This window comes from Rhizobacter koreensis, assembly GCF_013366375.1.
Lineage (GTDB): Bacteria > Pseudomonadota > Gammaproteobacteria > Burkholderiales > Burkholderiaceae_C > Schlegelella_A > Schlegelella_A koreensis.
The window spans coordinates 598,041-620,620 of sequence record NZ_JABWMJ010000002.1 but is presented as its reverse complement, the minus strand read 5'-3'; the positions used below and the strand labels follow the sequence as shown (position 1 = coordinate 620,620).

The 22,580-nt window shown below is 73.4% G+C and carries 25 protein-coding genes and 1 tRNA gene; 8 read left to right on the top strand and 18 right to left on the bottom strand.

What is annotated here, in order from left to right; all coding sequences use genetic code 11:
* The first annotated feature begins 6 nt into the window (after positions 1-6).
* Entirely contained in the window at positions 7-738 is a 732-nt protein-coding gene (locus HQN59_RS06765; protein ID WP_342451139.1) for a lysophospholipid acyltransferase family protein, read from the top strand.
* Positions 735-1,544: a glycosyltransferase family 2 protein gene (locus HQN59_RS06760; RefSeq protein WP_176067329.1), complete on the top strand. Its 810-nt coding sequence runs from the start codon at positions 735-737 to the stop codon at positions 1,542-1,544. Before HQN59_RS06765 ends, HQN59_RS06760 begins: the two co-directional genes overlap by 4 nt.
* A 188-nt stretch (positions 1,545-1,732) precedes the next feature.
* Here HQN59_RS06760 and HQN59_RS06755 read toward each other — a convergent pair whose 3' ends face one another.
* The 15 genes from HQN59_RS06755 to HQN59_RS06685 all read right to left on the bottom strand — a co-directional run bounded on the left by HQN59_RS06755 (position 1,733) and on the right by HQN59_RS06685 (position 15,537).
* Entirely contained in the window at positions 1,733-2,245 is a 513-nt protein-coding gene (locus HQN59_RS06755) for a hypothetical protein (RefSeq protein ID WP_176067327.1), read from the bottom strand.
* 93 nt (positions 2,246-2,338) lie between these two features.
* On the bottom strand, positions 2,339-2,962 hold the full coding sequence (locus tag HQN59_RS06750) for a hypothetical protein (RefSeq protein ID WP_176067325.1): 624 nt from the start codon (positions 2,960-2,962) through the stop codon (positions 2,339-2,341).
* A 71-nt stretch (positions 2,963-3,033) separates the two neighbouring features.
* A complete protein-coding gene (fabG, locus tag HQN59_RS06745) occupies positions 3,034-3,768 on the bottom strand; it encodes a 3-oxoacyl-ACP reductase FabG (RefSeq protein WP_176067323.1) in 735 nt (244 codons plus the stop codon).
* Complete coding sequence (locus HQN59_RS06740; protein WP_176067322.1) at positions 3,765-4,262, bottom strand: hotdog family protein; 498 nt, start codon at positions 4,260-4,262, stop codon at positions 3,765-3,767. The genes fabG and HQN59_RS06740 overlap by 4 nt, the downstream gene beginning before the upstream one ends.
* The gene (locus HQN59_RS06735) at positions 4,259-5,065 is read right to left on the bottom strand and encodes a polysaccharide deacetylase family protein (RefSeq protein ID WP_176067529.1); all 807 of its coding nucleotides are present in this window, start codon (positions 5,063-5,065) and stop codon (positions 4,259-4,261) included. The genes HQN59_RS06740 and HQN59_RS06735 overlap by 4 nt, the downstream gene beginning before the upstream one ends.
* A gap of 41 nt (positions 5,066-5,106) precedes the next feature.
* Complete coding sequence (locus HQN59_RS06730) at positions 5,107-7,635, bottom strand: MMPL family transporter (protein ID WP_176067320.1); 2,529 nt, start codon at positions 7,633-7,635, stop codon at positions 5,107-5,109.
* A gap of 11 nt (positions 7,636-7,646) precedes the next feature.
* Positions 7,647-8,327: a LolA-related protein gene (locus HQN59_RS06725; RefSeq protein WP_176067318.1), complete on the bottom strand. Its 681-nt coding sequence runs from the start codon at positions 8,325-8,327 to the stop codon at positions 7,647-7,649.
* Complete coding sequence (locus tag HQN59_RS06720; protein ID WP_176067316.1) at positions 8,287-9,249, bottom strand: lysophospholipid acyltransferase family protein; 963 nt, start codon at positions 9,247-9,249, stop codon at positions 8,287-8,289. The genes HQN59_RS06725 and HQN59_RS06720 overlap by 41 nt, the downstream gene beginning before the upstream one ends.
* Positions 9,246-9,740, bottom strand: coding sequence for an ApeI family dehydratase (locus HQN59_RS06715; RefSeq protein ID WP_176067314.1), 495 nt, complete (start codon positions 9,738-9,740; stop codon positions 9,246-9,248). Before HQN59_RS06715 ends, HQN59_RS06720 begins: the two co-directional genes overlap by 4 nt.
* Entirely contained in the window at positions 9,737-11,098 is a 1,362-nt protein-coding gene (locus tag HQN59_RS06710) for an AMP-binding protein (protein ID WP_176067312.1), read from the bottom strand. Before HQN59_RS06710 ends, HQN59_RS06715 begins: the two co-directional genes overlap by 4 nt.
* Before the next feature lie 76 nt (positions 11,099-11,174).
* On the bottom strand, positions 11,175-11,831 hold the full coding sequence (locus tag HQN59_RS06705; protein ID WP_176067310.1) for a COG4648 family protein: 657 nt from the start codon (positions 11,829-11,831) through the stop codon (positions 11,175-11,177).
* A 20-nt stretch (positions 11,832-11,851) separates the two neighbouring features.
* On the bottom strand, positions 11,852-12,121 hold the full coding sequence (locus HQN59_RS06700; RefSeq protein ID WP_176067308.1) for a phosphopantetheine-binding protein: 270 nt from the start codon (positions 12,119-12,121) through the stop codon (positions 11,852-11,854).
* A 185-nt stretch (positions 12,122-12,306) separates the two neighbouring features.
* Positions 12,307-13,296, bottom strand: coding sequence for a Bug family tripartite tricarboxylate transporter substrate binding protein (locus HQN59_RS06695; RefSeq protein ID WP_176067306.1), 990 nt, complete (start codon positions 13,294-13,296; stop codon positions 12,307-12,309).
* Entirely contained in the window at positions 13,293-14,309 is a 1,017-nt protein-coding gene (locus HQN59_RS06690; protein WP_176067304.1) for a CsgG/HfaB family protein, read from the bottom strand. Before HQN59_RS06690 ends, HQN59_RS06695 begins: the two co-directional genes overlap by 4 nt.
* Positions 14,310-14,490: 181 nt before the next feature.
* Positions 14,491-15,537 carry a CDP-6-deoxy-delta-3,4-glucoseen reductase gene (locus HQN59_RS06685; RefSeq protein ID WP_176067302.1) on the bottom strand — a complete coding sequence of 349 codons (1,047 nt, stop codon included), beginning with the start codon at positions 15,535-15,537 and terminating at the stop codon, positions 14,491-14,493.
* Positions 15,538-15,627: 90 nt separating this feature from the next.
* On the opposite strand from HQN59_RS06685, the gene HQN59_RS06680 reads away from it, so the two are divergent.
* Positions 15,628-16,647, top strand: a complete 1,020-nt coding sequence (locus HQN59_RS06680) for an NAD-dependent epimerase/dehydratase family protein (RefSeq protein ID WP_176067300.1) — start codon at positions 15,628-15,630, stop codon at positions 16,645-16,647.
* Positions 16,644-17,543, top strand: coding sequence for an NAD(P)-dependent oxidoreductase (locus tag HQN59_RS06675; protein ID WP_176067298.1), 900 nt, complete (start codon positions 16,644-16,646; stop codon positions 17,541-17,543). Before HQN59_RS06680 ends, HQN59_RS06675 begins: the two co-directional genes overlap by 4 nt.
* Positions 17,544-17,658: 115 nt before the next feature.
* Here the strand turns inward: HQN59_RS06675 and HQN59_RS06670 are convergent, their stop codons facing one another.
* Entirely contained in the window at positions 17,659-18,720 is a 1,062-nt protein-coding gene (locus tag HQN59_RS06670) for a S1C family serine protease (protein WP_176067296.1), read from the bottom strand.
* Between the two features lie 172 nt (positions 18,721-18,892).
* Complete coding sequence (locus HQN59_RS06665) at positions 18,893-19,486, bottom strand: rhomboid family intramembrane serine protease (protein ID WP_176067294.1); 594 nt, start codon at positions 19,484-19,486, stop codon at positions 18,893-18,895.
* A 120-nt stretch (positions 19,487-19,606) separates the two neighbouring features.
* Between HQN59_RS06665 and HQN59_RS06660 the strand changes: the two genes are divergently transcribed.
* Positions 19,607-19,691: transfer RNA gene (locus HQN59_RS06660), tRNA-Leu, on the top strand.
* Positions 19,692-19,723: 32 nt separating this feature from the next.
* Here the strand turns inward: HQN59_RS06660 and HQN59_RS06655 are convergent.
* On the bottom strand, positions 19,724-20,716 hold the full coding sequence (locus tag HQN59_RS06655) for an acyltransferase family protein (RefSeq protein ID WP_176067292.1): 993 nt from the start codon (positions 20,714-20,716) through the stop codon (positions 19,724-19,726).
* A gap of 99 nt (positions 20,717-20,815) precedes the next feature.
* On the opposite strand from HQN59_RS06655, the gene cysM reads away from it, so the two are divergent.
* From cysM to HQN59_RS06640, 3 genes are read left to right on the top strand one after another with little or no spacing between them, the layout of a single operon-like run.
* Positions 20,816-21,730, top strand: a complete 915-nt coding sequence (gene cysM / locus HQN59_RS06650; RefSeq protein ID WP_176067290.1) for a cysteine synthase CysM — start codon at positions 20,816-20,818, stop codon at positions 21,728-21,730.
* A 25-nt stretch (positions 21,731-21,755) separates the two neighbouring features.
* The gene (locus tag HQN59_RS06645; RefSeq protein ID WP_176067288.1) at positions 21,756-22,292 is read left to right on the top strand and encodes an NUDIX domain-containing protein; all 537 of its coding nucleotides are present in this window, start codon (positions 21,756-21,758) and stop codon (positions 22,290-22,292) included.
* A gap of 48 nt (positions 22,293-22,340) precedes the next feature.
* On the top strand, positions 22,341-22,568 hold the full coding sequence (locus HQN59_RS06640; RefSeq protein WP_176067286.1) for a sulfurtransferase TusA family protein: 228 nt from the start codon (positions 22,341-22,343) through the stop codon (positions 22,566-22,568).
* The last annotated feature ends 12 nt before the right edge of the window (positions 22,569-22,580 follow it).

Below are 22,580 nucleotides of genomic sequence, written 5' to 3'. Positions count from 1 at the left end.
ACCGCGGTGCGGCCGCCCCGTCTCCACCATCGTCTGCTGTTCGCCGCGCTGATCGTTCAGCTCGGCGTGACGATGCTGGCGTGGGACCTCGTCTCGCCGCTGCTGCAGGCCCTCCTCAGCCGGCGCCGCGGCAGCGCGGTCGGACGCGCCGGCATCTCGTGGGTGTTCCGCTCGTTCATCGCGAGCGCGCAGGCGCTCGGCATGATGCGCGTCGACTCGGGCGCGCTCGACGCGCTGTGCGACGAGCCCGGCGGCCTCATCGTCGCGGCGAACCACCCGAGCATGCTCGACGCCGTGATCCTGACGGCGCGGCTGCCGCGCGGCGTCTGCGTCATGAAGGCCGAGCTGATGCGCAACGTCTTTCTCGGCGCGGGCGCGCGCCTCGCGCGCTACATCTGCAACGACTCGCCGCGCGCGCTCATCCGCGACGCCGCCGCGACCCTGCGCGAGGGCGGCCAGCTGGTGCTGTTCCCGGAGGGCACGCGCACCGTGAGCGGCCCGATCGACCCGTTCCGGCCCGGCATCACCCGCATCGCGCAGCTCGCGCAGGTGCCGATCCAGACCGTGATCATCGAAACCGACTCGCCGTACCTGCGCAAGGGTTGGCCGCTGCTGCGCGTGCCGCCGGTGCCGATCGTCGTGCGCGCGCGCCTCGGCGAGCGCTTCATGCCGGACGCCGATCACCGGGCGACGCTGGCGCGCCTCGAGGCCTACTTCGCGGCGGAGCTGCGGTCTTGACGCCGTCGCCGACCCACCTCGTCATCATCCCGAGCTACAACACCGGCGCCACGGTCTACGCCACGGTGCGCGCGGCACGGGCAGCGTGGGCGCCGGTCTGGGTGGTGGTCGACGGCAGCACCGACGGCACCGCCGAAGGCCTGCAGCAGATGGCGCTCGACGACCCGGCGCTGCACGTGATGGTGCTGCCGACCAACTGCGGCAAGGGTGCGGCGGTGCTGCACGCGCTGCGCGCCGCGCACGCCTCAGGTTTCACGCACGCGCTCACGATGGACTCGGACGGGCAGCACCCGGCCGACCTGATCGGGCCGTTCATGGCCGAGTCGCAGCGTCTTCCGCACGCCATGGTGCTCGGCCGACCGGTGTTCGACGCTTCGGCCCCGCTGCTACGGGTGCGCGGACGTCGCATCTCGAACGCCTGGACCAACCTCGAGACCCTCGGCGCCGGCATCGACGATTCGCTCTACGGCTTTCGCGTCTACCCGATCGCGCCGCTGATCGCGGTCATGGAAGGCCAGCGCTGGATGCGCCGTTTCGACTTCGACACCGAGGCGGTCGTGCGGCTCGCCTGGCGCGGCGTCTCGCCGCTCAACATCGCTGCGCCGGTCAAGTACCTGCGACACGACGAGGGCGGCGTCTCGCACTTCCGCTACGGCCGCGACAACGCGCTGCTGAGCTGGATGCATCTGCGGCTGATGGGCGGGTTCCTAGTGCGGCTGCCGCTGCTGCTGCTCAGGCGCGCCAGCGGCCGGCCGCCCTTCGACCTGCGCCGCCGATCCGGTCGCCGGCGGCCCGGCGGGCGCTGACCCGGACGGGCGCGGCGCGCCAGGCCTCCGGCCGAATCCCGGCCCGCCTCGAACCTGGACTTGGGCGCCGATCGGTAACGGCTTGCCTCGACGCGCGCTGCCGCGGGCCGCTGACGGCGTTCCCGTGCGAGAGCTCGGGCGCTTCAGTCAGCGAGGTGAGGTCCGGCAGGCGTCCCGCGCCAGCCAGGTCAGCCCGCGCCGCTGCCGGTCTGGCCACCGCTGCCGCGCGGCGGCGGGTTGCCGGTGCCCGGTGGCGGCCGATCGGCGCCACCGCCGCTGCCTTGGGCGCCGGTGAGCCCCTGCGACGACCCGGACGGCTGACCGTCGGCCATGCCGGTGCGCTCGCTCTGCGAGCCAAGCGTGCTGCCGGCGCGCGATCCCATGCCTTCGCCGACCGCCTGACCGGCACGATTGTCAGCCGAGGCATCGCCGCCGCTCTGCGCCATCCGGCCGGTGGTGCCACGCGAGGCGTCGGTGCGGGCGTCGGTCGCCTGCTGCGGATCGGCGCCGCCGTAGTTGGACACGCCGCCGCCGCTGCCGCTCTGGCTGCCAGCTTGGCCGCCGCTGCTGCCGGAGCCCCCGCCGTTCCCCGGCCGCGCCTCGCCACCACTCTTGCCGTCGTAGGTCTTGGGCGCGACGCCGCCTTGGGTCTCCTGATCGCGCTGGTTCTCGGGCGTACCGCCCCCTGCTGCGTTGCTCATCGCTTCTCCTGTGCTGCGGCGCCGTCGCGCCCGGTGTGGTGGCTCGGCAACCGTGGTGCCCGCCGATGCGCTGGCGTGTTCGGCGCCTCGGCCTCAGGCGCCCCGCATCAGGTCCGGCAGCCCCGGCGCCTTGGGCTCCGAGCCCTCCTGCGAGTTGGAGTCAAACAGGTTGTCGCTGCCCGTGCCGCCGGCGGCGCCAGTCTGGTTGAGGCGTTCGGCCGGGTTCGGCGAGCCGAGCCCGACGCCCGACAGGCCGGTTGCCGCCGTCTCGCCACCCGGCACCGCCGTGCGTGCGACGCCGCTGTCGTTGCCGCTTGCGGCGCCGCCCGACTCGCCGCGACCGGCGGCCGACGCGAGCGGGTCGGGGTGCGCCCCGACCGAGCCGGTCATCGCGCCCGTCGGGCCGCTCGACCCGGTGAGCGACCCGCCGGCTTCGCCGCTCCGGCTGCCGCCCGATTCGCCGGGCGACTTCACCGCGGGCGCGGCGCTGGCCGCCGCCGGCCCCGCGGTGGCGCCGCTTTCGAGCGGCGACGTCGGCGCCATCGCGCCGCCAGCCGCGCCACGCCGACGCGCGCGGTCCTCGCCGCCGGCGAAGAGATTGTCGCTCGCGTCGCCGGCCTCACCGGCAGCACCGTCGCTCTGACGTCGCTTCTTCAGAAGGACGTTGGCAGCGAGGTACGCGGCGCCGAGCGCCAGCGTGAAATTCCTGAGGCTCATGGGTGTCTCCGATCGCGACGGTGCGGTGTCGCGGAGACCATGGGCAATCGACGGACCGGCGTCGCGCGCGCTCAGATCATCGCGCCGTTGATCGAGATCACCTGCCCGCTGATGTAGCCAGCGTCGTCGGAGGCGAGGAATCCGACCAGCGCCGCGACCTCGTCGGCGCGGCCGGCGCGCTTCATCGGCACGATGCGCTCGATCGCGGCGGCGTCGAACGCGGCATCCGCCATCCCGGAGGCGATGATCCCGGGCGCCACCGCGTTCACGGTGATGCCGCGGCTCGCCACCTCGAGCGCGAGCGCCTTGGTCGCGCTGTTGAGCGCGCCCTTGGCCGCCGCGTAGTTCACCTGGCCGCGGTTGCCGGTGAGCGCCGCGACCGACGACACGTTGACGATGCGGCCCCAGCGCGAGCGGATCATCGCCATCATCAGCGGCTGGGTGACGTGGAAGAAGCCGTTGAGCGACACGTCGATCACCCGGCTCCACTGTTCGGCGCGCATCGCCGGGAACACCGCGTCGTCGTGCAGCCCGGCGTTGTTGACGACGATCTGCACCGAACCGCCGGCCAGCAGCCGGGTGCAGGCGGCGTGCGTCGCCGCCGCGTCGGTGACGTCGAACGCGATCGCCTCGGCGCTGCCGCCTGCGGCGCGGATCGCGTCGGCGACCTCGACGGCCTGCTCGAGACGCCGGTTGGCATGCACGACGACGTGGGCTCCGTTGTGCGCCAGGCGCTCGGCGATGGCGCGGCCAAGAGCGCCGCTGGCGCCGGTGACGAGGGCCCGCCGCGGAGTGGAAGCTTTCATCGGGGTTCGATCGAGGTGTTGAGGACGACGGCGGCGCGCCCGCTCGCGACCGCGCTGCCGCGGTGCGTGACGTCGAATGCGTAGAGGATCTGGCGCGCGTCGCCGGCCTGGCGCGTGGCTTCGATGCGCAAGGCGTCCGGCGGGAACGCGTCGGCTGCGCCCTCGGCCGCGTCGGTGCCCGCCGGCAGATCGTCGAGCCGCCAGCGTGCCAGCACCACGCCGCGCGCGCTCGCCAGATAGCCGGCGGAAGGCTCGACGCCCGCCGCGCGGCCGAGCAGCGCGCCGTGCAGCGCCATCGCCTGCGCCGCGTATTCGATCGTCGCGCTCGCCAGCAGGCCGCTGCGCGTGCGCAGCGGGTGGCGCGGGTCGCGGTGGTTGGTCGCGACGCAGACGATGCGCGTCGCGTCCCAGCTCTCGAGGCGATCGAGCAGGCACATCGGACCGCGGTGCGGGATCAGCCGCTCGATCGCGGCGTGGTCGAGGTGTTCGTTCATCGGTTCGCGTCGGTCGCCGGACCGTCGATCGCCTCGGGCAGCGTCACGCTGTGCAGCCCGGCGGCGGCGCAGCGCTCGAGCAGCGCGGGCAGCACTTCCAGGATCACCGGCCGGCCGCTCGGCGCGCGCGCCGCATTGCCGTCGTGCAGCAGCAGGATGTCGCCCGCGGCAAGGCCCCGCGTCAGCGTCTGCAGCACGCGTGCGGGTTCGTGGCGCACGGTGTCGAAGCCGCGCCGCGTCCAGCTGACGAGCTGCAGATCGAGGCGGCGCAGCTCGCGGTCGAGCAGCGGGTTGCGCAGGCCCGCCGGCGCGCGAAAGAACCGCGGGCGGATGCCGGTGACGGCGCTGACGGTGTCCTGCGCCGCGCCGAGCTCGCGCGCGAAGCCGCGCGGCCCGAGCAGCGAGAAGTTGTGCGCGTGGCGTTGGCTGTGGTTCTGCACGCTATGGCCGCGCGCGACGATCTCGCGGCAGAGCTCGGGGTGGCGCGCCGCCCGGTCGGCGATGCAGAAGAACGTGGCGCGCGCGCCGTGCCGGTCGAGCAGGTCGAGCACCGCCGGCGTGACGTCCGGCTCCGGGCCGTCGTCGATCGTCAGCGCGACCTCGCCGCGCTCGGCGGATGCGGCGGGCAGGCGACGCAGGTTCGGGCCGAGCCAGGTCGAGCGCGGCCACAGCCCGGCGGCGGTCAGCGCGACGTGGTTGAGCGCGACCGCCCCGGCCGCCCACTCCCACTGCCCCGGGAACGCGAGCGCGCCGGCACCGGCCCCGACGTGGCAGGCGACGCTCGCGGCGACGAACGGCGGCATGCGGTGCGACGAGGCCTCGCCCGGGCCCCCGGCGGGCCGGCTCACGCGCGTTCTCCTGCACGCGTTGCGGCGGGCGCCGCCCGCTCGTGCACGAACGCGGCCGACAGCAGCAGGCAGGCGAAGGTGCCCGGCGCGACGACGAGCCCGATCGCCTTGAGCACCGGCATGCTCGAGAGCGCGAGCAACACGAACGACGTCACCGCCGTGAGGTTGGCGAGCAGCAGCGACGCCAGCGTGTCGGCGTCGGCGCTGCCGGTCTCGCGCAGGCTGTCGAAGAAGAGCGCGTAGTTGGAGCCGATCGCGACGACGAGCAGCAGCCCCACGAGGTGCAGGATGCCGAGCGCGACGCCGCTCGCGGTCAGCACCGCCAGCACGATCAGCACCGCAGCGCCGATCGGCTGGGCGATGCCGACGAGGCGGCGCCAGCTGCGCAGATAGAGCGCCAGCAGGGCGAGCACCGCGACGGCGCCGACGCCCGCCTGCAGCAGCGCGCGCTGCAGGTAACCGGCGTAGATCGCGTCGAGCTCGCGCTTGGTGTCGACGATCTGCGCGCCGGGCACGTCGGCGAGCGCCTTGCGCACGGCCGCGGTGTCGATGCCGCGCGGGGGCGCGTGCAGGCTGAGCAGCGCGCGCCACGGCTTGCCGTCGTGGCCGCCGATCAGCATCGCGTCGACCGCTGTGCGCAGCGGCGTCTGCTCGATCGCGGCGCGGTCCAGCGGCGCGAGCCGGCGCGCCGCGTCGACGTCGGCGATGAATGGCTCGAGGCGCGCCGCGGCGATCGGTCCGTCGACGGTCGCCTGCGCGAGCCGCTCGCGCAGCGTCGCGGCATCCGGCAGCGCCGCCAGGCGCTGGCGCTGCGTCTGCGGGCTCGGCAGCATGCGCGCCGGCGAGTCGTAGCCCTGCAGCGCGCCGGCCTCGACGAGGCGGTCGAGGCGCCGGCCGGCCGCTTCGGCGGCCGCGAGCGCCGCCGCTTCGCTCGCCGCGCTCAGCACCACCAGCGTGCCGGCGTCGGCCGCACCCACGTCGGCGCGCAGCTCGGCGTCGCGTTCGATTTCGGCCGGAGAAACCGGGCTGAGGCCGGAGAGCTCGCCGCGCCACGGCGACGGCAGCAGCACGAGCGCGACCACCGCGAGCGCGGTCAGCACGAGGCACGGCACCCGCGCGCGCGGCAGTGCCGCGGTCGCGCGGCCGGTCAAATGGCCGAGGCGGGCGCGCAGCGCCGTGCCCGGGGCGCCGTTCGGCGCCAGCACCGGGAACACGAAGCGCGTCGTCAACGCCGCCGCCGCAAGGCCCGCGACCGAGAACACGCCGAGCTGCGCGAGCCCCGGAAAGCCCGCGAAGATCAGCGCCGCGAAGCCGCAGATCGACGTGAGGAGGCCGAGCCGCACGGTCGGCCAGCTGTCGCGGATCCAGTGGGCGGCGCCAGTTTCGGCGCTGTCGCTCGGTGCGGGCGCGGTCGACGCTGCCGGGCCGCCGGCCGGCGCACCATAGGGCGTCGCGCGAGTGATGGTCGCGGGTTCGGACGATGCGGACGCTGGCGTGCCGTTCGCCGCCGCGCTGATGGCGGTGCCGCCCGCCGGTCGGCGTCGCGCCTGGATCAGGTAGTAGATCGCGTAGTCGACCGCCTCGCCGATCAGCGTGGTGCCGAAGCCGAGCGTCATGCCGTGAACCTGGCCGAAGCCGAGGCTCACCGCCGAGATGCCGGCGAGCACGCCGCTGGCGACCGGCAGCACCGCGATCGCCAGCGAGCGCAGGGTGCCGAACGCGACCAGGAGCAGGGCGACGACGAGCACGCTGCCGGCGATCGCGAGGCGCTCGACCTCGCTCTTGATCCTCGCGCGCGAGGAGACCGCGAAGCTGGCCGGGCCGGTCACGACGAGGCGCAGCTCCGGATCGCCGAGTGCGGCGAAGCGCATGTTCACCGCGCCGAGCGCGCGCTCCTGGCCGTCGATGTCGGAGCCCTCAGCGTGCGTCACGGCGACGAGCACGGCGCGCTCGGTGGTTCGCGACGCCCAGACGCCGCCGACGCTTGCCGGGCCGCGCTCGGGCAGCATCGCCTCGGCCATGCGCGCCGTCTCGCCGGTCGGGTCGCGGAACAGGATCGGCTTGATCATCGACCCCGCCGGGGTGCCGAGCAGCGAGACGGTCTCGTCGATCGCGGCGCGCAATCCCTCGACCGTGAAGCGCTCGGCTGCGACTGCCGGGCTCAGCTGGTAGCGGTGCTGGAACAGGAACTCGCCGGCCGCCTGCCACGGAGCGGTGTCGCCGTTGTTCACCGAGTCGAACTCGCCGCTCGCGCGCAGCTCCGCGCCGAGCCGCCGGGACGCCGCAGCGCGCTTTTCCGCGCTGCCGCCCTCGATGCCGATCAGCACCAGGCGCGCCGCACTGCCGCTGGTCAGCTGGTCGAGCATCGCTGCCTGCTCGGCGGTGGGAGCGGTCGGCAGGAACGCCGTGAGGTCGGCGACGTAGTGGCTGCGCGCGGCGATGCCGGCCGCGACCGCGAGAAAGCCGAGCCAGACCCACAGCGCGGGCCGGCGCGACCAGCGGCGCGGCGTCGGCGAGGTGTGCATGCGGTGCGCGGTCAGCGCGCCGGCGATGCCGGGCGTGCGCCCGGCCGGGCGTTGTCGCCGGCGCGCCTGGCGTCGCCGACCGGCTCGATCGTCATCACCGAACGGTCGCCGTCGGCGAGCTGCACCGCGACCTCGCGCACGATCTCGGCGCGGCCCGAGACCCGCACCGACGCGACCTGGCCGCGCATGCGCGCCTCGCGCGGCACCAGGTCGAGCTGCCAGGCGTCGAGGCTGCCCGAGACGGTGGGAACGAACAGCTTCTCGAGCGCGGCGCGGTTTCCGGTCAGGGTGCCGCGGATCGCCTCGACGATGACTGCCGCTTCGGGCACGGCGTCCAGGTCCATCGTGCGGCTGCGTCCGCCGCGCGACATCGTCACCTGGTTGCCGCTCACGGCGAGCCGCTCGTTGGTCGGGCGCAGCGTCTCGCGCACGAACGTGTCGGGCGCCTGGAACGAGAGCCGCCCGGTCGATTCGACGGTGCGGTCGAGGATCTGCACCTCGCGACGCTCGACGAACGTCGCTTCGCCGGCACGGGTGCGGGCGAGCGCCTGCATCAGCTGCGCGAGATCGAGCGGCGCGCCGCCCGCGAGCGCCGCGCCGCCGAAGAGCCCCAGCGCCGCCGCGAGCACGCGCCGACGGGCGCCGCACGCGTCAGCCGGCAGCGTCGGATGCAGGTTCGGCAGCGGTCTCATCGAATGCCCAGAAGTCGAAGAAGTTGAACCAGTTGTACGGCGCCTCGCGGCAGAGCGCCTCGAGCGTGGCGACGTAGCGCTCGAGCCCGGCGCGGATGGCGGCGTCGCGCTCGGCCGGCGGCGTCGCGCTGAAGTCGGCGATCTGCGCGAAGCGCAGCTCGTACGCGCGCCCGCCGCGGTAGATGCCGGCCATGAAGACCACCGGCCGGCGCAGCATCGCGGCCAGGCGGAACGGGCCGTCCGAGAAGGTCGCGGGGCTGCCGAGGAACGGCACCCGCACGTTGCGCGAGCGCGCCGACTGCACCGGCAGCGTACGGTCGGCCAGCAGGCCCGCGACGCCGCCGTCGTCGAGCCAGCGCTTGAGCGCGATCATCGCGTCGACCTTGCCGAGGCCGATCGTGTGCAGGCTCGCATCCGGCGCGAGCGCCGCCAGCGTCTCGTTGATCAGCCGGGCGTTGTCCTCGTACATGACCATCGCGACGCGCAGGCCGTGTTCGTGGCCGATCGCACGCAGCGCCTCGAAGCTGCCCACATGGGCGCCGAACAGCAGGGCGCCGTCGCCGCGCTCGAAGGGGTCGAGGATGGTGCGGATGCCGGTGGCGTGCACGTCGAACTGCTCGAAGCGCTCCTGCAGCAGGTAGACGCGGTCGAGCACCGTCGAGGCGAACGCATGGAAATGGCGGTAGACGTCGAGCGCGGTCGGACGCCGGCCGAGCGCGCGCGCGAGATAGCGCCGCGACTCGCGCCGCGCCGCGCCGGCGGCCAGCACGAAGTAGAGCGCGATCGGATGCAGCAGCAGGCGCGCCCCTGGGCGGCCGAGCGCGATCGCGACGTTGCGCATCGCGCGCAGCCAGACGAGGCTCCCGCGCTCCCGGTGCTCGGTCCAGCGCGCCGGCGGGCTGGTCGCCTCGCGCGCCTTCATCGACCGCCGCCCGCGGCGGGCGCGGCGTCCGAGCGTGCCGGTGCGCGCTCGACGAGCCCGGTCGCGGCATCGCGTTCGGCGTCGGCAGCGACGATGCGCACGTCGAAGCGAAGGCCGTTCGGCGCGTCGGCGAAGCGGATCGCGAGGCGCGTGCCGGGCCCGACCGCGCCGAGGAACTTCACCTGACCGATGCGCGGCGCGCTGCCGATGCGCGCGGCGAGCGCCGGCGCGGCGGCGGCGGCCTCGAGCACCTCGGCGAGCAGCACCACGCCCGGCAGCAGCGGATTGTCGGGAAAGTGACCGTCGAACGCGGGATGGTCGGGCGCGACGTCGATCTCGACCGTGTGCAGCGCGGCGCCACGCGGGTCGGCGGCGTCGGGCGACCGCGGCACCGACGCGTCGCCCGGCTGCGCCAGCGTCGCGCCAGGGGATCGGCTGGCCACCTCGTGCGGCTCGCGCCCGGTAGCGGCGTTCGGGCCGGCGTCGCTCATCGCGCGGCGCCGCTGCCACCCAGCGTGGCCGCGGCGAACTCGGCGAGCCGTCCCGCGGTGAGCTTGCCGGTCGCCTCGCGTGGCAGCGCGTCGACGAACACGACGCGGCGCGGCAGGAACGCCGCGTCGACCCGCGTGCGCAGCGCATCGACGACGGCACGGCGCGCGAGCGTCGGGGCGACGACGAACGCGACCAGGCGGACGATCTCGCTGCCGTCGTCGGGCGGCATCCAGAACGCGCCGTCGACGACGCCGTCGATCGTGTTCAGCTGGTGGTTCAGGTGACCGAGCGAGCTGCGCTTGCCGGCGATGTTGACGAGGTCGTTCGAGCGGCCGAGCAGGCGGAAGGTCTGCGGGTCGAGCACCTCGAGCACGTCCGCCAGCGGCGTCGGCGCGCCGACATGGCCGCCGCTCACGACCGTCTGCGCGCCGTTGCCTTCGAGCGCGAGGCCGTCGAAGACGCGCCACGCGGCGCCCGCGGTGGTGCGCCGCGTCGCCACCTGGCCGGCCTCGGTGCAGCCGTAGATCTCGAGCAGCGGCGCGCCGAACGCGGCCTCGGCGCGCGTCGCGAGCTGCGGCGTGAGCGGGGCGGTTGCGCTGAGCAGCAGGTCGATCGGCGGCAGCTCGATGCCGGCGTCGAGCAGCGTCTTCAGGTGGAACGGCGTCGTCACCAGCATGCGCGGGCGCGGCGCGCGCGCCAGCGCCCGTGCGATGTCGGCCGGGTAGAACGGCCGCTCGTTGTCGAACGCGGCGCCGCCGACCAGCGCGAGCAGCACCGTCGACTCGAAGCCGTACATGTGCTGCGCCGGCACGGTCGCGACCAGCCAGACGCCGTCGAGGCTGCGGCGCCCCATCGCGTCGGCGAGCCGGCGCGCCTCGGCGCGCGCGTTGAGCACCAGGAGGCCCCAGCGCTTGAGGTGCGGCACCGGCGCGCCGGTCGATCCGGAGGTCAGGACCTGGGCGACCACGAAGTCGGTGCCGATCTCGGGTGCGGCCGCGGCGTTGCCGCGGGACTCGTCGGCGAGGTCGGGGTAGGCGAACGCCGGCATGCCGTCGACGGCGTCGGGCTGGTCGGCGAGCGCGTAGACGCTCGGGAACAGGCTCTTCAGCCGCGCCAGCGTGTCGGGCGTGTGGTTCGACGGCAGCAGGCTCGTGTGGCCGCGCGCCATCGCCGCGCCGAGCGCGACGCTGAAGCGATAGCGGTCGGCGGTCAGGCTGAGCAGCGGGCCGCGCTCGGGAAGCCGCGCGGCGAGCCGTGCCACGTGGGCGAGGTAGTCGGCGCGCGAGACGACGTGCTCGCCGCGCCGCGCGAGCGGTCGCGAGAGGTCGTCTAAGTCGAGTAGCGGGAGCGTCGTCATCGCGCGACCTCGCGGCGGCGTGCGGCGACGCGGGTTGCGCGCTGGCTCGGCGGCGCGCTCGGCGACAGCGGGGCGCTCACGGCCGACGCTGCGGCGCCGGCGGCGTCGGTGCCGCCCGCCCGTGCTGCGAATAGGCGCGCACCGCATCGATGAGGCGAGTGCGCTCGAACTCGGGATGCAGCACGAAGCGCAGCCAGTACTCGCCGATGAAGAGCACGCCCATCGCGAGCGGCGTCACCAGGTTGGCGAACACCGCCCACGCCTCGAACGGCGCGGCCACGAAGAGCAGCACCGACAGCGCCGCCATGCTCGTGAAGTACGCGACCCAGACGATGGTGAGCTTGCGCGTGTAGACCTTCTTGGCCGGTGTCAGCGGCCCGTGCACGCGGTCGGCGAGCGCCGTGATCAACGGCGTCGCACCGCGGCGCAGGGTGACGCCGAACACGGCGGCGAGCGCAAGGTGCACGGCGACGTGCTGGCCCAGGTAGACCAGCGGCGCGCTCGCGCCGGCGCCTGCCATCGCCATGCCGACCAGACCGGCGGCGAGCGCGAAGCCGAGCGCGGCGACGACGCGCCAGCGCTTGCGCCAGGCGACCAGCGAGGCGCCGACCAGCAGCGGCACCACGAGCGCCACCGCGAGCCACGCCGAGCCGGGCGCGGCGGTCATCAGCCAGTGCGTCAGCGCGACGTAGGTGAGCGTCGCGACGGCGATCGCGGCGTAGCGCATTCGCATGCCGGTGCTCGCGCGTGACCTCAGGCCTTGCGCTGCTCGGCGATGTGGTCCGCCAGGCTCGCCAGCGAGCGGAAGATGCGCACGTTGTCGGCATCGTCCGAGCGCATCTGGAAGCCGTAGCGCTGCGAGACCACGAGCGCAACTTCGAGGATGTCGATCGAGTCGAGCCCGAGACCTTCGCCGTACAGCGGCGCGTCGGGATCGATCGATTCCGGCGCGACGTCGAGGTTGAGCGCTTCGACGAGGAGAGCGGCGACTTCGCGCTGCAGGTCGGTTTGGACGAACGACATTCGGGTGGAACTCGAGGGAATCGGGGCGCCGCCGGGCCGGGCGCGAATACCGCGCCGACCGTGCCGAGGGCGGCGGGAAGGGCGCGAGTCTAGCAAAGCACCCCTGCGTCAAGACCCGGCGAAACGGTGCGGAAAGGCCGCGGGCGTGACGGCCGGCGCGCCGACGGCGCCGGCGGTCGGCGGCACTACTCGACCGTCGCGCCGCTCAGCTTGACGAGCGACTGGTACTTCGCGAGCTCGCGCTGCACGAAGGCGCCGAACTGCTCGGGCGCCATCGGTGCCGGTTCGGCGAGCAGCGTCGCGAGGCGGGCCCGGATGTCGGGTGCGTTGAGCGCGTCGACGAACGCCTTGTTGAGGCGCGCGGTCACCTCCGCCGGCAGCCGCGCCGGGCCGAACAGGCCGAACCAGGTGTCGATGTCGAACCCCGCAAGCCCCGCGAACTCGCGCGAACGGCCGGCCTCGGCGATCGTCGGCACGTCGGGCATCGCGCTCGAGCGACGCGCCGTCGTCACCGCGATGGCGCGCAGCTTGCCGGCCTTGATGTTCGCGGACGCGGCGGCGAGGTTATCGAAGTTGAGGTCGACCTGGCCCGAGAGCAGCGCCAGCTGCGCCGGGTTGCCGCCGGCGTACGGGATGTGGACCATGAAGACGCCGGCGCGCGACTTGAACATCTCGCCCGCCAGGTGCCCTGCGCTGCCGTTGCCGCCGGAGCCGTAGTTGAGCTTGCCGGGGTTGCGGCGCGCGTAGCTCACGAGGTCGGCGACGCTCGAGATACCCAGCCTGGCCGCGGTGTCGGCGTTCATCACCAGCACGTTGGGCACCTGCGCGACCAGCGTGATCGGCGTGAAGTCGCGGATCGGGTCGTACGGGATCTTCGCGTAGAGCCACGGGTTGATCGCGTGGGTGGCCACCGCGCCCATGACGATGCTCGTGCCGTCCGGCGCTGCCTTGGCGACCGCGTCGGCACCGAGATTGCCACCGGCGCCAGCGCGGTTCTCGACCACCACGGTGCCGAGCGTGTCCTTGACCTTCTCGGCCAGCGCGCGCGCGACCACGTCGAGCGGGCCGCCCGGCGGATAGGGAACGATCAAACGCAGCGGGCGCGCGGGTTGGGCGAAGGCGGCGCCACTCACCGCGACAGCGGCAGCGGCGCCGAGGACGGCTCGACGCTTCATGGTTTCTTGAGGAGGATGGTCTTGACCCAGCCGTCGCCGCGCGAGGAGGTCACCTTCGAGTAGCCGTTCTGCTCTTCGCCGAGCAGCAGCACCTCGTCGGTCCGGGTGAGAGTCTGCATTTCGCCGGCGCCGTCGCGCGGCTGGCGCAGCACCTTGACGCCGGCGATCTTCGGCAGCATCACGTCGCCGGCGGCGCCGGCGTTGGCGCGCACGCTCATCGCGGCGTTCTGCTGCGACGCTGCGCTGCCGCGCGCCTGCACCAGCGAAGGGTTCTCGCGGATGTTGCGGACGATGTTGTTCCAGTTGTCGATGAACGAGGCGACGATCACCTTGCCTTCCGGCGTGCGGGTGTAGCCACCGCCGGCGGCGGCAAGGCCGCCCCAGAGCGCACCGCCGACGGCGAAATCGGTCTTGCGCGCGCTGCCTTGCGCCGCCGCGACCTGGATGCCCGAGCGCGAGTCGACCAGCAGCAGGTTGGTTTCGGCCTCCTTGAACTTGACGCCACCGGCGATCGCGCCGAGGGCCCGGCCATGGCGACCGCCGAGCAGGCCGCCGATCGCGCCGCCGACGCCGCCGGTGTCGTTCTCGCTGAACACCACCGAAGGCGTCACGATGAAGTCGGCGGCGACCATCTGGCCGCGCCCGATGTTGGAGTCGCTCTGCAGCTCGCCCGACTTCGCGAGCGAGCGCTCCTGCATCATGCTGTTCATGCCGACGCCGCGCTCGACCACCTGGAAGCAGTTGGACTGCTGGATCAGCATGCGCAGCACCTGCGTCGGCGAGCCGAGCCCGTAGCGCTGCAGGTTGGCGCCGACCTGGCTCTGCGGCTCGACCACCGCGAGCGTGCCCTTGGGCGCGCTGCAGCGCTCGAGCTCCTCGTTCGCCCCCTGCGCGCCGTCAGGACCGGCGCCACCCGTGGCGAGCGAGCCGCCGCCGCCGAGCGTCTGCGCCGCCGCCGGCAGCACCAGGAAGGCGGCTGCGGCGAGCAGCCAACGCGAAGGGATGTGGTTCATGACGTTCCTCGGCTCGGTGGATGGCGGCGCGGCCGGCGGCAACGCGCATGCCGCGGTGAAAGGCCCCGCAACAGGGGCGGGATTTTCGCCGAAGCCGCCGGGAGCGGGTGTGTTTTCGCTCACCCGAACGGCGGATGGTCAGCCGGCGCCGACCGCGCCGCGTGCGCGCGTGCGGATGCCGTCAGGCGCCGTGCTTGTCGGCCTCGGACGTGAACGAGTCCGCGTAGAACTCGTCGTCAGGCAGCCCGCAGCGCGCGACGAAGTCACGCTCGGCGGACTCGACCATGATCGGCGCGCCGCAGGCGTAGACCTGGTGCTGCATCAGGTTCGGGTGGTCGTGCATCACCGCGTGGTGCACGAATCCGGTACGGCCGGTCCAGCCGTCCTCGGACTTGGGCTCCGAGAGCACCGGGATGTAGCGGAGGTTCGGCATCCGCGCCGCGGCGGCCTCGGCCCACTCGTGCATGTAGAGATCGGCGCGGCTGCGTGCGCCCCAGTACAGCGTCGCCCGCCGCGTGCTGCCGTTGATGTCCATGTCCTCGATGATCGCCTTGATCGGCGCGAAGCCGGTGCCTGAGGCGAGCAGGATGATCGGCTTGTCCTCGCCCGAGGTGTCGTCGCGCAGGAAGAAGCTCCCGAACGGCCCTTCGGCGCGCAGGATGTCCTTTTCCTTGAGCGTGCTGAACACCTGATCGGTGAACTTGCCGCCCGGCAGGTGACGGATGTGCAACTCGACCGCGGGCTTCTCGCGGATGGTGAGCGGCGAATTCGCCATCGAGTAGCTGCGCCGCGAGCCGTCGCGAAGGATGAACTCGATGTACTGTCCGGCGCGGTACTGCAGCGGGTCGTTGGCCGGCAGCTGCAGCTGGACGATGGCGACGTCAGGCGCGGGCTTGTCGATGCTGATCACGCGGCACGGGAGCTTTCTGACCGGGAACTCGCCGGCTCCTGGCACCATGCGCGCCTCGAGCACGATGTCGGTCTGCGGCGCGGCCTGGCAGGTCAGCATGAGCCCGGCGTCCTCTTCGGCCGGGCTCAGCGCCTTGACCTGATGCGCGCCGTGGATCACGCGGCCTTCGAGCAGGCGGCACTTGCAGGAGCCGCAGGCGCCGTCCCTGCAGCCGTAGGGCAGGCCGACGCCCTGGCGGATCGCTGCGGCGAGAATCGGTTCATCGCGCGAGACGGTGAAGGTCTTGCCGCTCGGCTGGACGGTGACGGTGAATGACATGACGGGTCCTGGATGCGGGCGCGATTTTGCGCGCAGTGCGTGGGCGCCTCCGAGCGGCGCGGTGGCGGCAGCGCCGTCGCGGCAAGCCGGATGCCGATGAGCCCGGCCGGCGTGTCGCGGTTCCGTCGCCCCGTGCTGCTGATCGTCGGCTGCGGCGACGTGGGTCTCAGGGTCGCGCGCCGGCTCGCCGGGCGCTGGCGCGTGCTCGCGCTGACGACGCAGCGCGAGCGCGTCGGCGAGCTGCGCGCTGCCGGCGTCGTGCCGCTGGTCGGCGACCTCGACGTGCCGGCGACGCTGGGCCGCCTCGGCGGCGTCGCCTACGCGGTGCTGCACCTCGCACCGCCGCCGGGTGTCGGGGCCACCGATCCGCGCAGCGCGGCGCTGATCGCCGCCCTGGCGCGCGGCGGGAGGGTGCGGCGCGCGGTCGTCGTCAGCACCAGCGGCGTCTACGGCGACTGCGCCGGCGCACGCGTCGACGAGACGCGGGCGCTCCGGCCGACGACCACGCGCGCCCGGCGCCGTGTCGACGCCGAACGGCGCTGGCGCCACTGGGGCCGCGCCGGCGGCGTCGCGGTCACGCTGCTGCGCGTGCCGGGCATCTACGGTCCCGGCCGCGGCGAGCATCCGGGGCTGCGCGGCGCCAAGGGGCAGCCGGTGTTGCGTCCCGAGGACGACGTCTACACGAACCACGTACACGCCGACGACCTGGCGCGGGCCTGCATCGCCGCGCTGCACCGCGGCCTGCCCCAGCGCGCGGTCAACGTCTCGGACGACAGCGCGCTTCGGATGGCCGACTACTTCGACCGCGCGGCCGACATCGCCGGCCAGCCGCGCCCGGAGCGCGTCTCGCGCGCCGAGGCCGCGAGTCGGCTCGGCGCCGCGTCGATGAGCTTCCTCGGCGAGTCGAGGCGGCTCGTCAACACGCGCCTCAAGCGCGAGCTGCGGGTGCGGCTGCGCTGGCCGACGGTGGAAGAGGGGCTGCGCGATCCGGGGTGGGGGTTGGCGACGGTGCGCGCTCCGCTTGCCGACGCCGCGCACGCTGCGCCGGCCCGACCCCGCGCGCACCTGCCGGTTGCCGTTGCCGAAACGCCCGGCGTCGCGTCCGCATGAAGGTGCTGCTGCTCAAGCTCGCGACGCCCGCCGCGCCGCTGGTCGACGCCATCCGAGCGCTCGATCCGTCGATCGAGCTGCTGCCCTACCACGCCGATGCGTCCGACGCCGAGCTCGCGCAGGTCGAGGTCGCGCTCGGCTGGAGCCTGCCGGTCGGCGTTGCGCCGCGGCTGCCGCGCCTCGCCTGGGTGGCCTCGGTCGCCGCCGGCGTCGAGAAGCTGCTCGCGCCCGACCTGCCGCCGCAGGTGGTGGTGTCGCGCATCGTCGACCCGGAGCAGGCGGTCGGCATCGCCCAGCACGTCGCATTGATGGCGCTGCGCCACGTGCGCGGGCTGCCGATGTACGAGGCGCAGCAGTGCGAGCGGCGCTGGGTGCGCGAGCCGATCGCCGCGGCGCACCCGCGCGTCGCGGTGCTCGGCGCCGGCGCCGTGGGCCGCGAAATCGCTCGCGTGCTCGATGCGCTCGGGTTCGCGGTGCGCACCTGGAGCCGCAGCAGCGGCGGGCCCCTCGACGAGGCGTTGGCTGCGGCCGACATCGTGGTCTGCGCGCTGCCGCTGACGCCCGCCACCCACGCGATCCTCGACGCGCACGCGTTCGCCTTGATGCCGCGCGGCGGCTACGTGATCAACGTGGCGCGCGGCCAGCACGTGGTCGAGGCAGACCTCATCGCGGCGATCCGGGCGGGCCACCTCGCCGGTGCCGCGCTCGACGTCCAGGCGCACGAGCCGCTGCCGGCCGACGACCCGCTCTGGAGCGTGCCGGGCGTCGTGATCACGCCGCACATCGCGGCGCAGTCCTCGACCGCGACGATCGCCGCGCAGTTCGTCGACGCCGTGCATCGGCATCGGCGTGGCGAACCGGTGCCGAACCGGGTCGATCGGGCGCTCGGGTACTGACCGGAGCAGCGTCGACGGTGACGCGGCCGCCCGCGTGCGTCAGGGGGACGCGCCGGCCGCGCCAGCGCGTGTCGTACCCGCGGAGCGCTTCGCGTTCAGCCGTGCCGACGCGGTGTCAGACCCCTTGCGGCCGCTTGAACGTCTGCAGGCGGTCGGCGGTGGTGGCGCGGATGGTCCGCTCGGCATCGGCGCGGCGGATGCGCAGCTCGACCTCACGCACGACGCCGCGCTGCCAAAGCGCCGTGTAGAACGCGTGCAGCGTGGTCGCCGCGCTGCCGTCGATGCCGAGGATCTCGTCGCCGACCCGCAGCCCCGCGCGCTCGGCCGGGCTGTCCTCGGCGACGCGGATCACGCGCAGGTGGTCGTCGGCCTCGATGCAGTTGACGCCGAGCCAGGCACGGCGCGACGCCGCCGAGGCACCGCGAACGCGCAGCTCCGCCAGGATGGGCTTGAGCAGGTCGACCGGCACGAACATGTTGCCGCGCAGGCCGGGAGCGCCGATGCCGGTCGCGTCGGCGACCACCAGCGAGCCGATGCCGAGCAACTCGCCGTCGGCGTTAAAGAGGCCGGCGCCGCTGTGGTCGACGCGCGCCGGCGCGGTGAAGAGGGCGTCGTCGATGTGGTATTCCCAGTAGCCCGAGAACGGCCGCCGCGACACCAGCCGCGAGATGCCGAGCGTCGCGATCTGGCCACCGCTCGCCACCAGCAGCGGCTCGCCGTCGACCAGCGCGGCCGCGTCGCCGAGCGGCGCCGGCGCGAGCGCGAGCGGCGCGAGCGCCTGCAGCAGGCCGAACCCGGTAGCGACGTCGTAGGCGACCACGCGCGCCGGCACACGCCGCCCGGCGCCGTCGACGAGATCGACGCGCTCGGCCTCGACGATCAGGTAGCCGATCGTCAGCACGAGGTCGTCGTCGCCGATGACCACGCCCGAGCCGATCCGCGCGCGGCCGAGCGTCGCCGCCGACGGCGCGTCGTCGATCGAGAGCGTCTCGACGCCGACCACGGCGTGGCTCGCGCGTTCGAGCGCCCGCGTGCGGGCTTCGGTCTGCTGCGCCTGCACCGCCGCGGTGTCGAGCGTCTGCGCGGCGAGCGGCGCGGCGAGCAGCACGGCGAGCCCGGCGAGCAGCCAGGCGGCGATGCGCCAGGCACGCGACGCGGCGCCGGTGCGGGGCGCCAATCGACGCAGGTCGCGCCTCCACGCGGGCTCGCCCGCGGGTCGAGCAGCGCCTCGGCGATCCGTGGAATCGATCGGCCGGATGTCCATCATCGCCCCCTCTCGGCCGTGGCGCGGACGTCGAGTCGCCGCGCGGGCCACGCCGATCGACAAGCAATCGGCGTTCCGAGTTGGGCTAGCGGCGGCGGTTGCCGAACGGTGGCCGTCCGGACCAGTAGCGCAGCATCAGCAGCCCGCCGAGCATGCCGCCGAGGTGGGCGAAGTGAGCCACGCCCGAGTTCATCACCCACACGCCCTGGTAGAGCTCGTAGAGCCCGAACAGCGTGACCAGGTACTTCGCACGGATCGGGATCACGAAGAACAGCAGGATGGTGCGGTTCGGGAACAGCATCGCGAACGCGAGCAGCAGCCCGAAGAGACCGCCCGACGCGCCCACCGTCGGCGACGTCGAGCCGAGCACGATGCTGACCACGATCTGCGTCAGCGCCGCTGCGAGCACGCTCGCGAAATAGAACTGCAGGAAGCGCCGGCCGCGCCAGACGTGCTCGAGCTCGGAGCCGAACATCCACAGGCCCAGCATGTTGAACAGCAGGTGCCAGAGGCTGCCGTGCAGGAACGCGTACGTCACCAGCTGCCAGGGCATGAAGTTGGTGCCGAGCGGCCACAGCGCGAACCACATCCACAGCGGATGGCCGAGCAGGCTGTCGAGGAAGAAGATGCCGACGTTCGCCAGCAGCAGGGCTTGGGTGACCGGAGGCAGCGGCGGCATGGGTGCAGGCGAAAGTCGAGCCGGCGAGTCTACGTGCGCGCGGCGCGGCGCCACTGCGCTCTCGCGACGGCGCTCGCCGGAGGCGCTGTGGCAAACTCCGCCGCTTCGTGCGAGCCCCGTGCCTCGGTGGCGAAATTGGTAGACGCGACGGACTCAAAATCCGTTCCCGCAAGGGGTGTCGGTTCGATTCCGACCCGAGGCACCAGCAGCGGGCGCATCGCGTGCGCCGTGCGGGAATCAGGCTCCCGCAGCGCCCGCCGGGCCGCCGAAGTCGCTGGCGGCCGAGACCTCGAACTTGCGGCGCCGGCGCCGGCGCGTCAGCAGACGCTGCAGGAACAGCGTCGTCGGCCGCTCTATGCGAGCGTGCACGAACCATGCGGCGAGCGCGATGGTCCCCAGCAGCGCGCCGGTGAGCCAGGGCGAGCGCGCGAAGGCTGCGGCGAAGGGCAGCGCCAGCACGATGGCGATCGGGTGGATCAGGTAGACCGCGTACGAGTGGTCGCCGAGCCGACTCGCGAGCGTCGACTTCAACTCGATGGCAAGCGCGCCGGCGACGATGCCGATCGCGCCGAGCGACCACCAGGCGGTCTCGCGACCCTGGCCCAGCCCGATGCACGCGGCGCCGACTGCGAGCAACAGCACGCCGCCGCGGCGCGAACGCGGCAGCCGGCCGGCGACGTGCGCGATCCCGATGAGGTAGCCGACCGCGAACAGCAGCATCAGGCTGCTGCGGAACATGCCGGCGCCCGCCCAGTTCCACGGGTAGAACTGCAAGGCCAGCAGGAGCAGCGGCAGCAGCCAGGGCCGCCCGAGGCCGAGTGCGAACAGCACGTAGAAGACGAGCTCGTATTCGAGCGTCCAGCCCACGTACAGCACCGGATAGCCGCCGTCCAGCAGTGCGCGGCTGAACGTCATCGACTGCGCGAGCGCGCCGGGGCTCGACGGCACGAGCGCTGCCATCAGCAGCGTGGCGAGCAGGTAGATCGGCGCGATGCGCGCGATGCGCCGATGCAGGAAGGCAGCGCGCGTCGTTGGCCGCTCATGCGTGGCGACGACCATGATGAGGCCGCTGATGACGAAGAAGATCTCGACGCCGGCGCCGCCGCGCGACCAGAACAGCCAGGCGACGAAACCGTCCGGCTCCGAGTCGAACAGGAACTGCTCGACGTGGCGCGTCACGACCATCCAGGCGGCGACGGCTCGAAGCGCCTGAATCGAAGTGATGGTCATCCGCGATTGTTTCGGGGCGCCATGGCGGCAGTGCGGGCGCTCGCCGGTAGGAAGTCACGCTCCACGCGCGGCTGCGACAATCGGCACGAAGGAGACCCCATGAGCCAGGCGCCGCAGTACCCGACGATTGAAGACACCATCGGCAACACGCCGCTGGTGCGACTGCAGCGTCTCGACCGCGCCGCCAACGAGGCTCGCGGAAACGTGATCCTGGCCAAGCTCGAGGGCAACAACCCCGCGGGGTCGGTCAAGGACCGGCCGGCGATCAGCATGATCCGGCGCGCCGAGGAGCGCGGGACCATCAAGTCGGGCGACACGCTGATCGAGGCGACTTCCGGCAACACCGGCATCGCGCTCGCGATGGCCGCGGCGATCCGTGGCTACCGCATGCTCCTCATCATGCCGGAGGACCTGAGCGTCGAGCGCGCGCAGACCATGAAGGCGTTCGGCGCCGAGCTGATCCTGACGCCGCGCTCGGGCGGTATGGAGGTGGCGCGCGACCTCGCGCTGCAGATGCAGGCCGACGGCAAGGGCATCGTGCTCGACCAGTTCGCCAATCCCGACAACCCGCGCGTCCACCTCGAGACCACGGGCCCGGAGATCTGGCGCGACACCGACGGGCGCATTACCCATTTCGTGAGTGCGATGGGTACGACCGGCACGATCACGGGCGTCTCGCGCTATCTGAAGAGCCGCAACCCGCAGGTGCGCATCGTCGGCGCGCAGCCGAGCGAAGGCTCGCGCATCCCCGGCATCCGCAAGTGGCCGCTCGAGTACCTGCCGAAGATCCACGACCCGAGCGCGGTCGACCAGACCGTCGACGTGAGCCAGGCCGACGCCGAGGAGACCGCGCGCCGCCTCGCCCGGGACGAGGGCATCTTCGGCGGCATCTCGGCGGGCGGCGCGTGCTGGGTCGCGCTGCAGGTTGCCGGGCAGGTCGAGAACGCGACCATCGTGTTCGTCGTCTGCGACCGCGGCGACCGGTACCTGTCGACCGGCGTGTTTCCGGCCTGACGGCCAGACGCCCGAAGGACCGGCAATGAGCCACGCGGTGCGCTTCTGCGTGAACTGCGCGACGCCCCTCGAGGCGATCACGGCTGACGAGGACGGCGGTCCGAAGACGCGCCTGCGCTGCCCGGCGTGCGGGTGGACGCACTGGAACAACCCGACGCCGGTGCTCGCCGCCGTCATCGAGCTCGTCGATCGTGACGGCGCGGTGCTGCTCGCCCGCAACGCGGCGTGGCCGGGCAAGATGTTCGGCCTCGTCACCGGCTTCATGGAGGCCGGCGAGACGCCGGAAGCGGGCATCGCCCGGGAGATCGCCGAGGAAACCTCGCTTGCGGTCGATACGCTCGACCTGATCGGCGTCTACGCGTTCGAGCGCATGAACCAGGTCATCATCGCGTACCACGCGTCGGCGCATGGCGAGGTGCGGCTCTCGCCCGAACTCGTCGAGTATCGGCTCGTGGCACCCCGCGACGTGAAGTGCTGGCCCGCCGGCACCGGTCACGCGCTCGCCGACTGGCTGCGCTCGCGCGGCATCGAGCCGCAGTGGCTGGGCGGCAGCGCCGCCTGAAGCCGCGGCGGGAGAGGGCCCTCGGGCGCTTACCTAGAATCCGCATCGATGCAAGCCCACAAAGAGCTCGACACCCGCGGGCTGAACTGCCCGCTGCCGATCCTGAAGGCCAAGAAGGCGCTCGCCGACATGTCGAGCGGCGACATCCTGAAGGTGGTCGCGACCGACCCGAGCTCGATGCGCGACTTCCAGGCGTTCGCGCGCCAGACCGGTCACGAGCTCGTCGAGCAGACCAGCGCGAACGCAGAGTTCGTGCACTTCCTGCGCCGGCGCTGACGCGGCGGCGAC

What these genes read in the sequence shown, in the direction of transcription:
- HQN59_RS06755 (WP_176067327.1), bottom strand. Translation starts at nt 2,245, where the DNA reads ATGAGCAACGCAGCAGGGGGCGGTACGCCCGAGAACCAGCGCGATCAG.
- HQN59_RS06750 (WP_176067325.1), bottom strand. Translation starts at nt 2,962, where the DNA reads ATGAGCCTCAGGAATTTCACGCTGGCGCTCGGCGCCGCGTACCTCGCT.
- fabG (WP_176067323.1), bottom strand. Translation starts at nt 3,768, where the DNA reads ATGAAAGCTTCCACTCCGCGGCGGGCCCTCGTCACCGGCGCCAGCGGC.
- HQN59_RS06740 (WP_176067322.1), bottom strand. Translation starts at nt 4,262, where the DNA reads ATGAACGAACACCTCGACCACGCCGCGATCGAGCGGCTGATCCCGCAC.
- HQN59_RS06735 (WP_176067529.1), bottom strand. Translation starts at nt 5,065, where the DNA reads ATGCCGCCGTTCGTCGCCGCGAGCGTCGCCTGCCACGTCGGGGCCGGT.
- HQN59_RS06730 (WP_176067320.1), bottom strand. Translation starts at nt 7,635, where the DNA reads ATGCACACCTCGCCGACGCCGCGCCGCTGGTCGCGCCGGCCCGCGCTG.
- HQN59_RS06725 (WP_176067318.1), bottom strand. Translation starts at nt 8,327, where the DNA reads ATGAGACCGCTGCCGAACCTGCATCCGACGCTGCCGGCTGACGCGTGC.
- HQN59_RS06720 (WP_176067316.1), bottom strand. Translation starts at nt 9,249, where the DNA reads ATGAAGGCGCGCGAGGCGACCAGCCCGCCGGCGCGCTGGACCGAGCAC.
- HQN59_RS06715 (WP_176067314.1), bottom strand. Translation starts at nt 9,740, where the DNA reads ATGAGCGACGCCGGCCCGAACGCCGCTACCGGGCGCGAGCCGCACGAG.
- HQN59_RS06710 (WP_176067312.1), bottom strand. Translation starts at nt 11,098, where the DNA reads ATGACGACGCTCCCGCTACTCGACTTAGACGACCTCTCGCGACCGCTC.
- HQN59_RS06705 (WP_176067310.1), bottom strand. Translation starts at nt 11,831, where the DNA reads ATGCGAATGCGCTACGCCGCGATCGCCGTCGCGACGCTCACCTACGTC.
- HQN59_RS06700 (WP_176067308.1), bottom strand. Translation starts at nt 12,121, where the DNA reads ATGTCGTTCGTCCAAACCGACCTGCAGCGCGAAGTCGCCGCTCTCCTC.
- HQN59_RS06695 (WP_176067306.1), bottom strand. Translation starts at nt 13,296, where the DNA reads ATGAAGCGTCGAGCCGTCCTCGGCGCCGCTGCCGCTGTCGCGGTGAGT.
- HQN59_RS06690 (WP_176067304.1), bottom strand. Translation starts at nt 14,309, where the DNA reads ATGAACCACATCCCTTCGCGTTGGCTGCTCGCCGCAGCCGCCTTCCTG.
- HQN59_RS06685 (WP_176067302.1), bottom strand. Translation starts at nt 15,537, where the DNA reads ATGTCATTCACCGTCACCGTCCAGCCGAGCGGCAAGACCTTCACCGTC.
- HQN59_RS06680 (WP_176067300.1), top strand. Translation starts at nt 15,628, where the DNA reads ATGCCGATGAGCCCGGCCGGCGTGTCGCGGTTCCGTCGCCCCGTGCTG.
- HQN59_RS06675 (WP_176067298.1), top strand. Translation starts at nt 16,644, where the DNA reads ATGAAGGTGCTGCTGCTCAAGCTCGCGACGCCCGCCGCGCCGCTGGTC.
- HQN59_RS06665 (WP_176067294.1), bottom strand. Translation starts at nt 19,486, where the DNA reads ATGCCGCCGCTGCCTCCGGTCACCCAAGCCCTGCTGCTGGCGAACGTC.
- HQN59_RS06655 (WP_176067292.1), bottom strand. Translation starts at nt 20,716, where the DNA reads ATGACCATCACTTCGATTCAGGCGCTTCGAGCCGTCGCCGCCTGGATG.
- cysM (WP_176067290.1), top strand. Translation starts at nt 20,816, where the DNA reads ATGAGCCAGGCGCCGCAGTACCCGACGATTGAAGACACCATCGGCAAC.
- HQN59_RS06645 (WP_176067288.1), top strand. Translation starts at nt 21,756, where the DNA reads ATGAGCCACGCGGTGCGCTTCTGCGTGAACTGCGCGACGCCCCTCGAG.
- HQN59_RS06640 (WP_176067286.1), top strand. Translation starts at nt 22,341, where the DNA reads ATGCAAGCCCACAAAGAGCTCGACACCCGCGGGCTGAACTGCCCGCTG.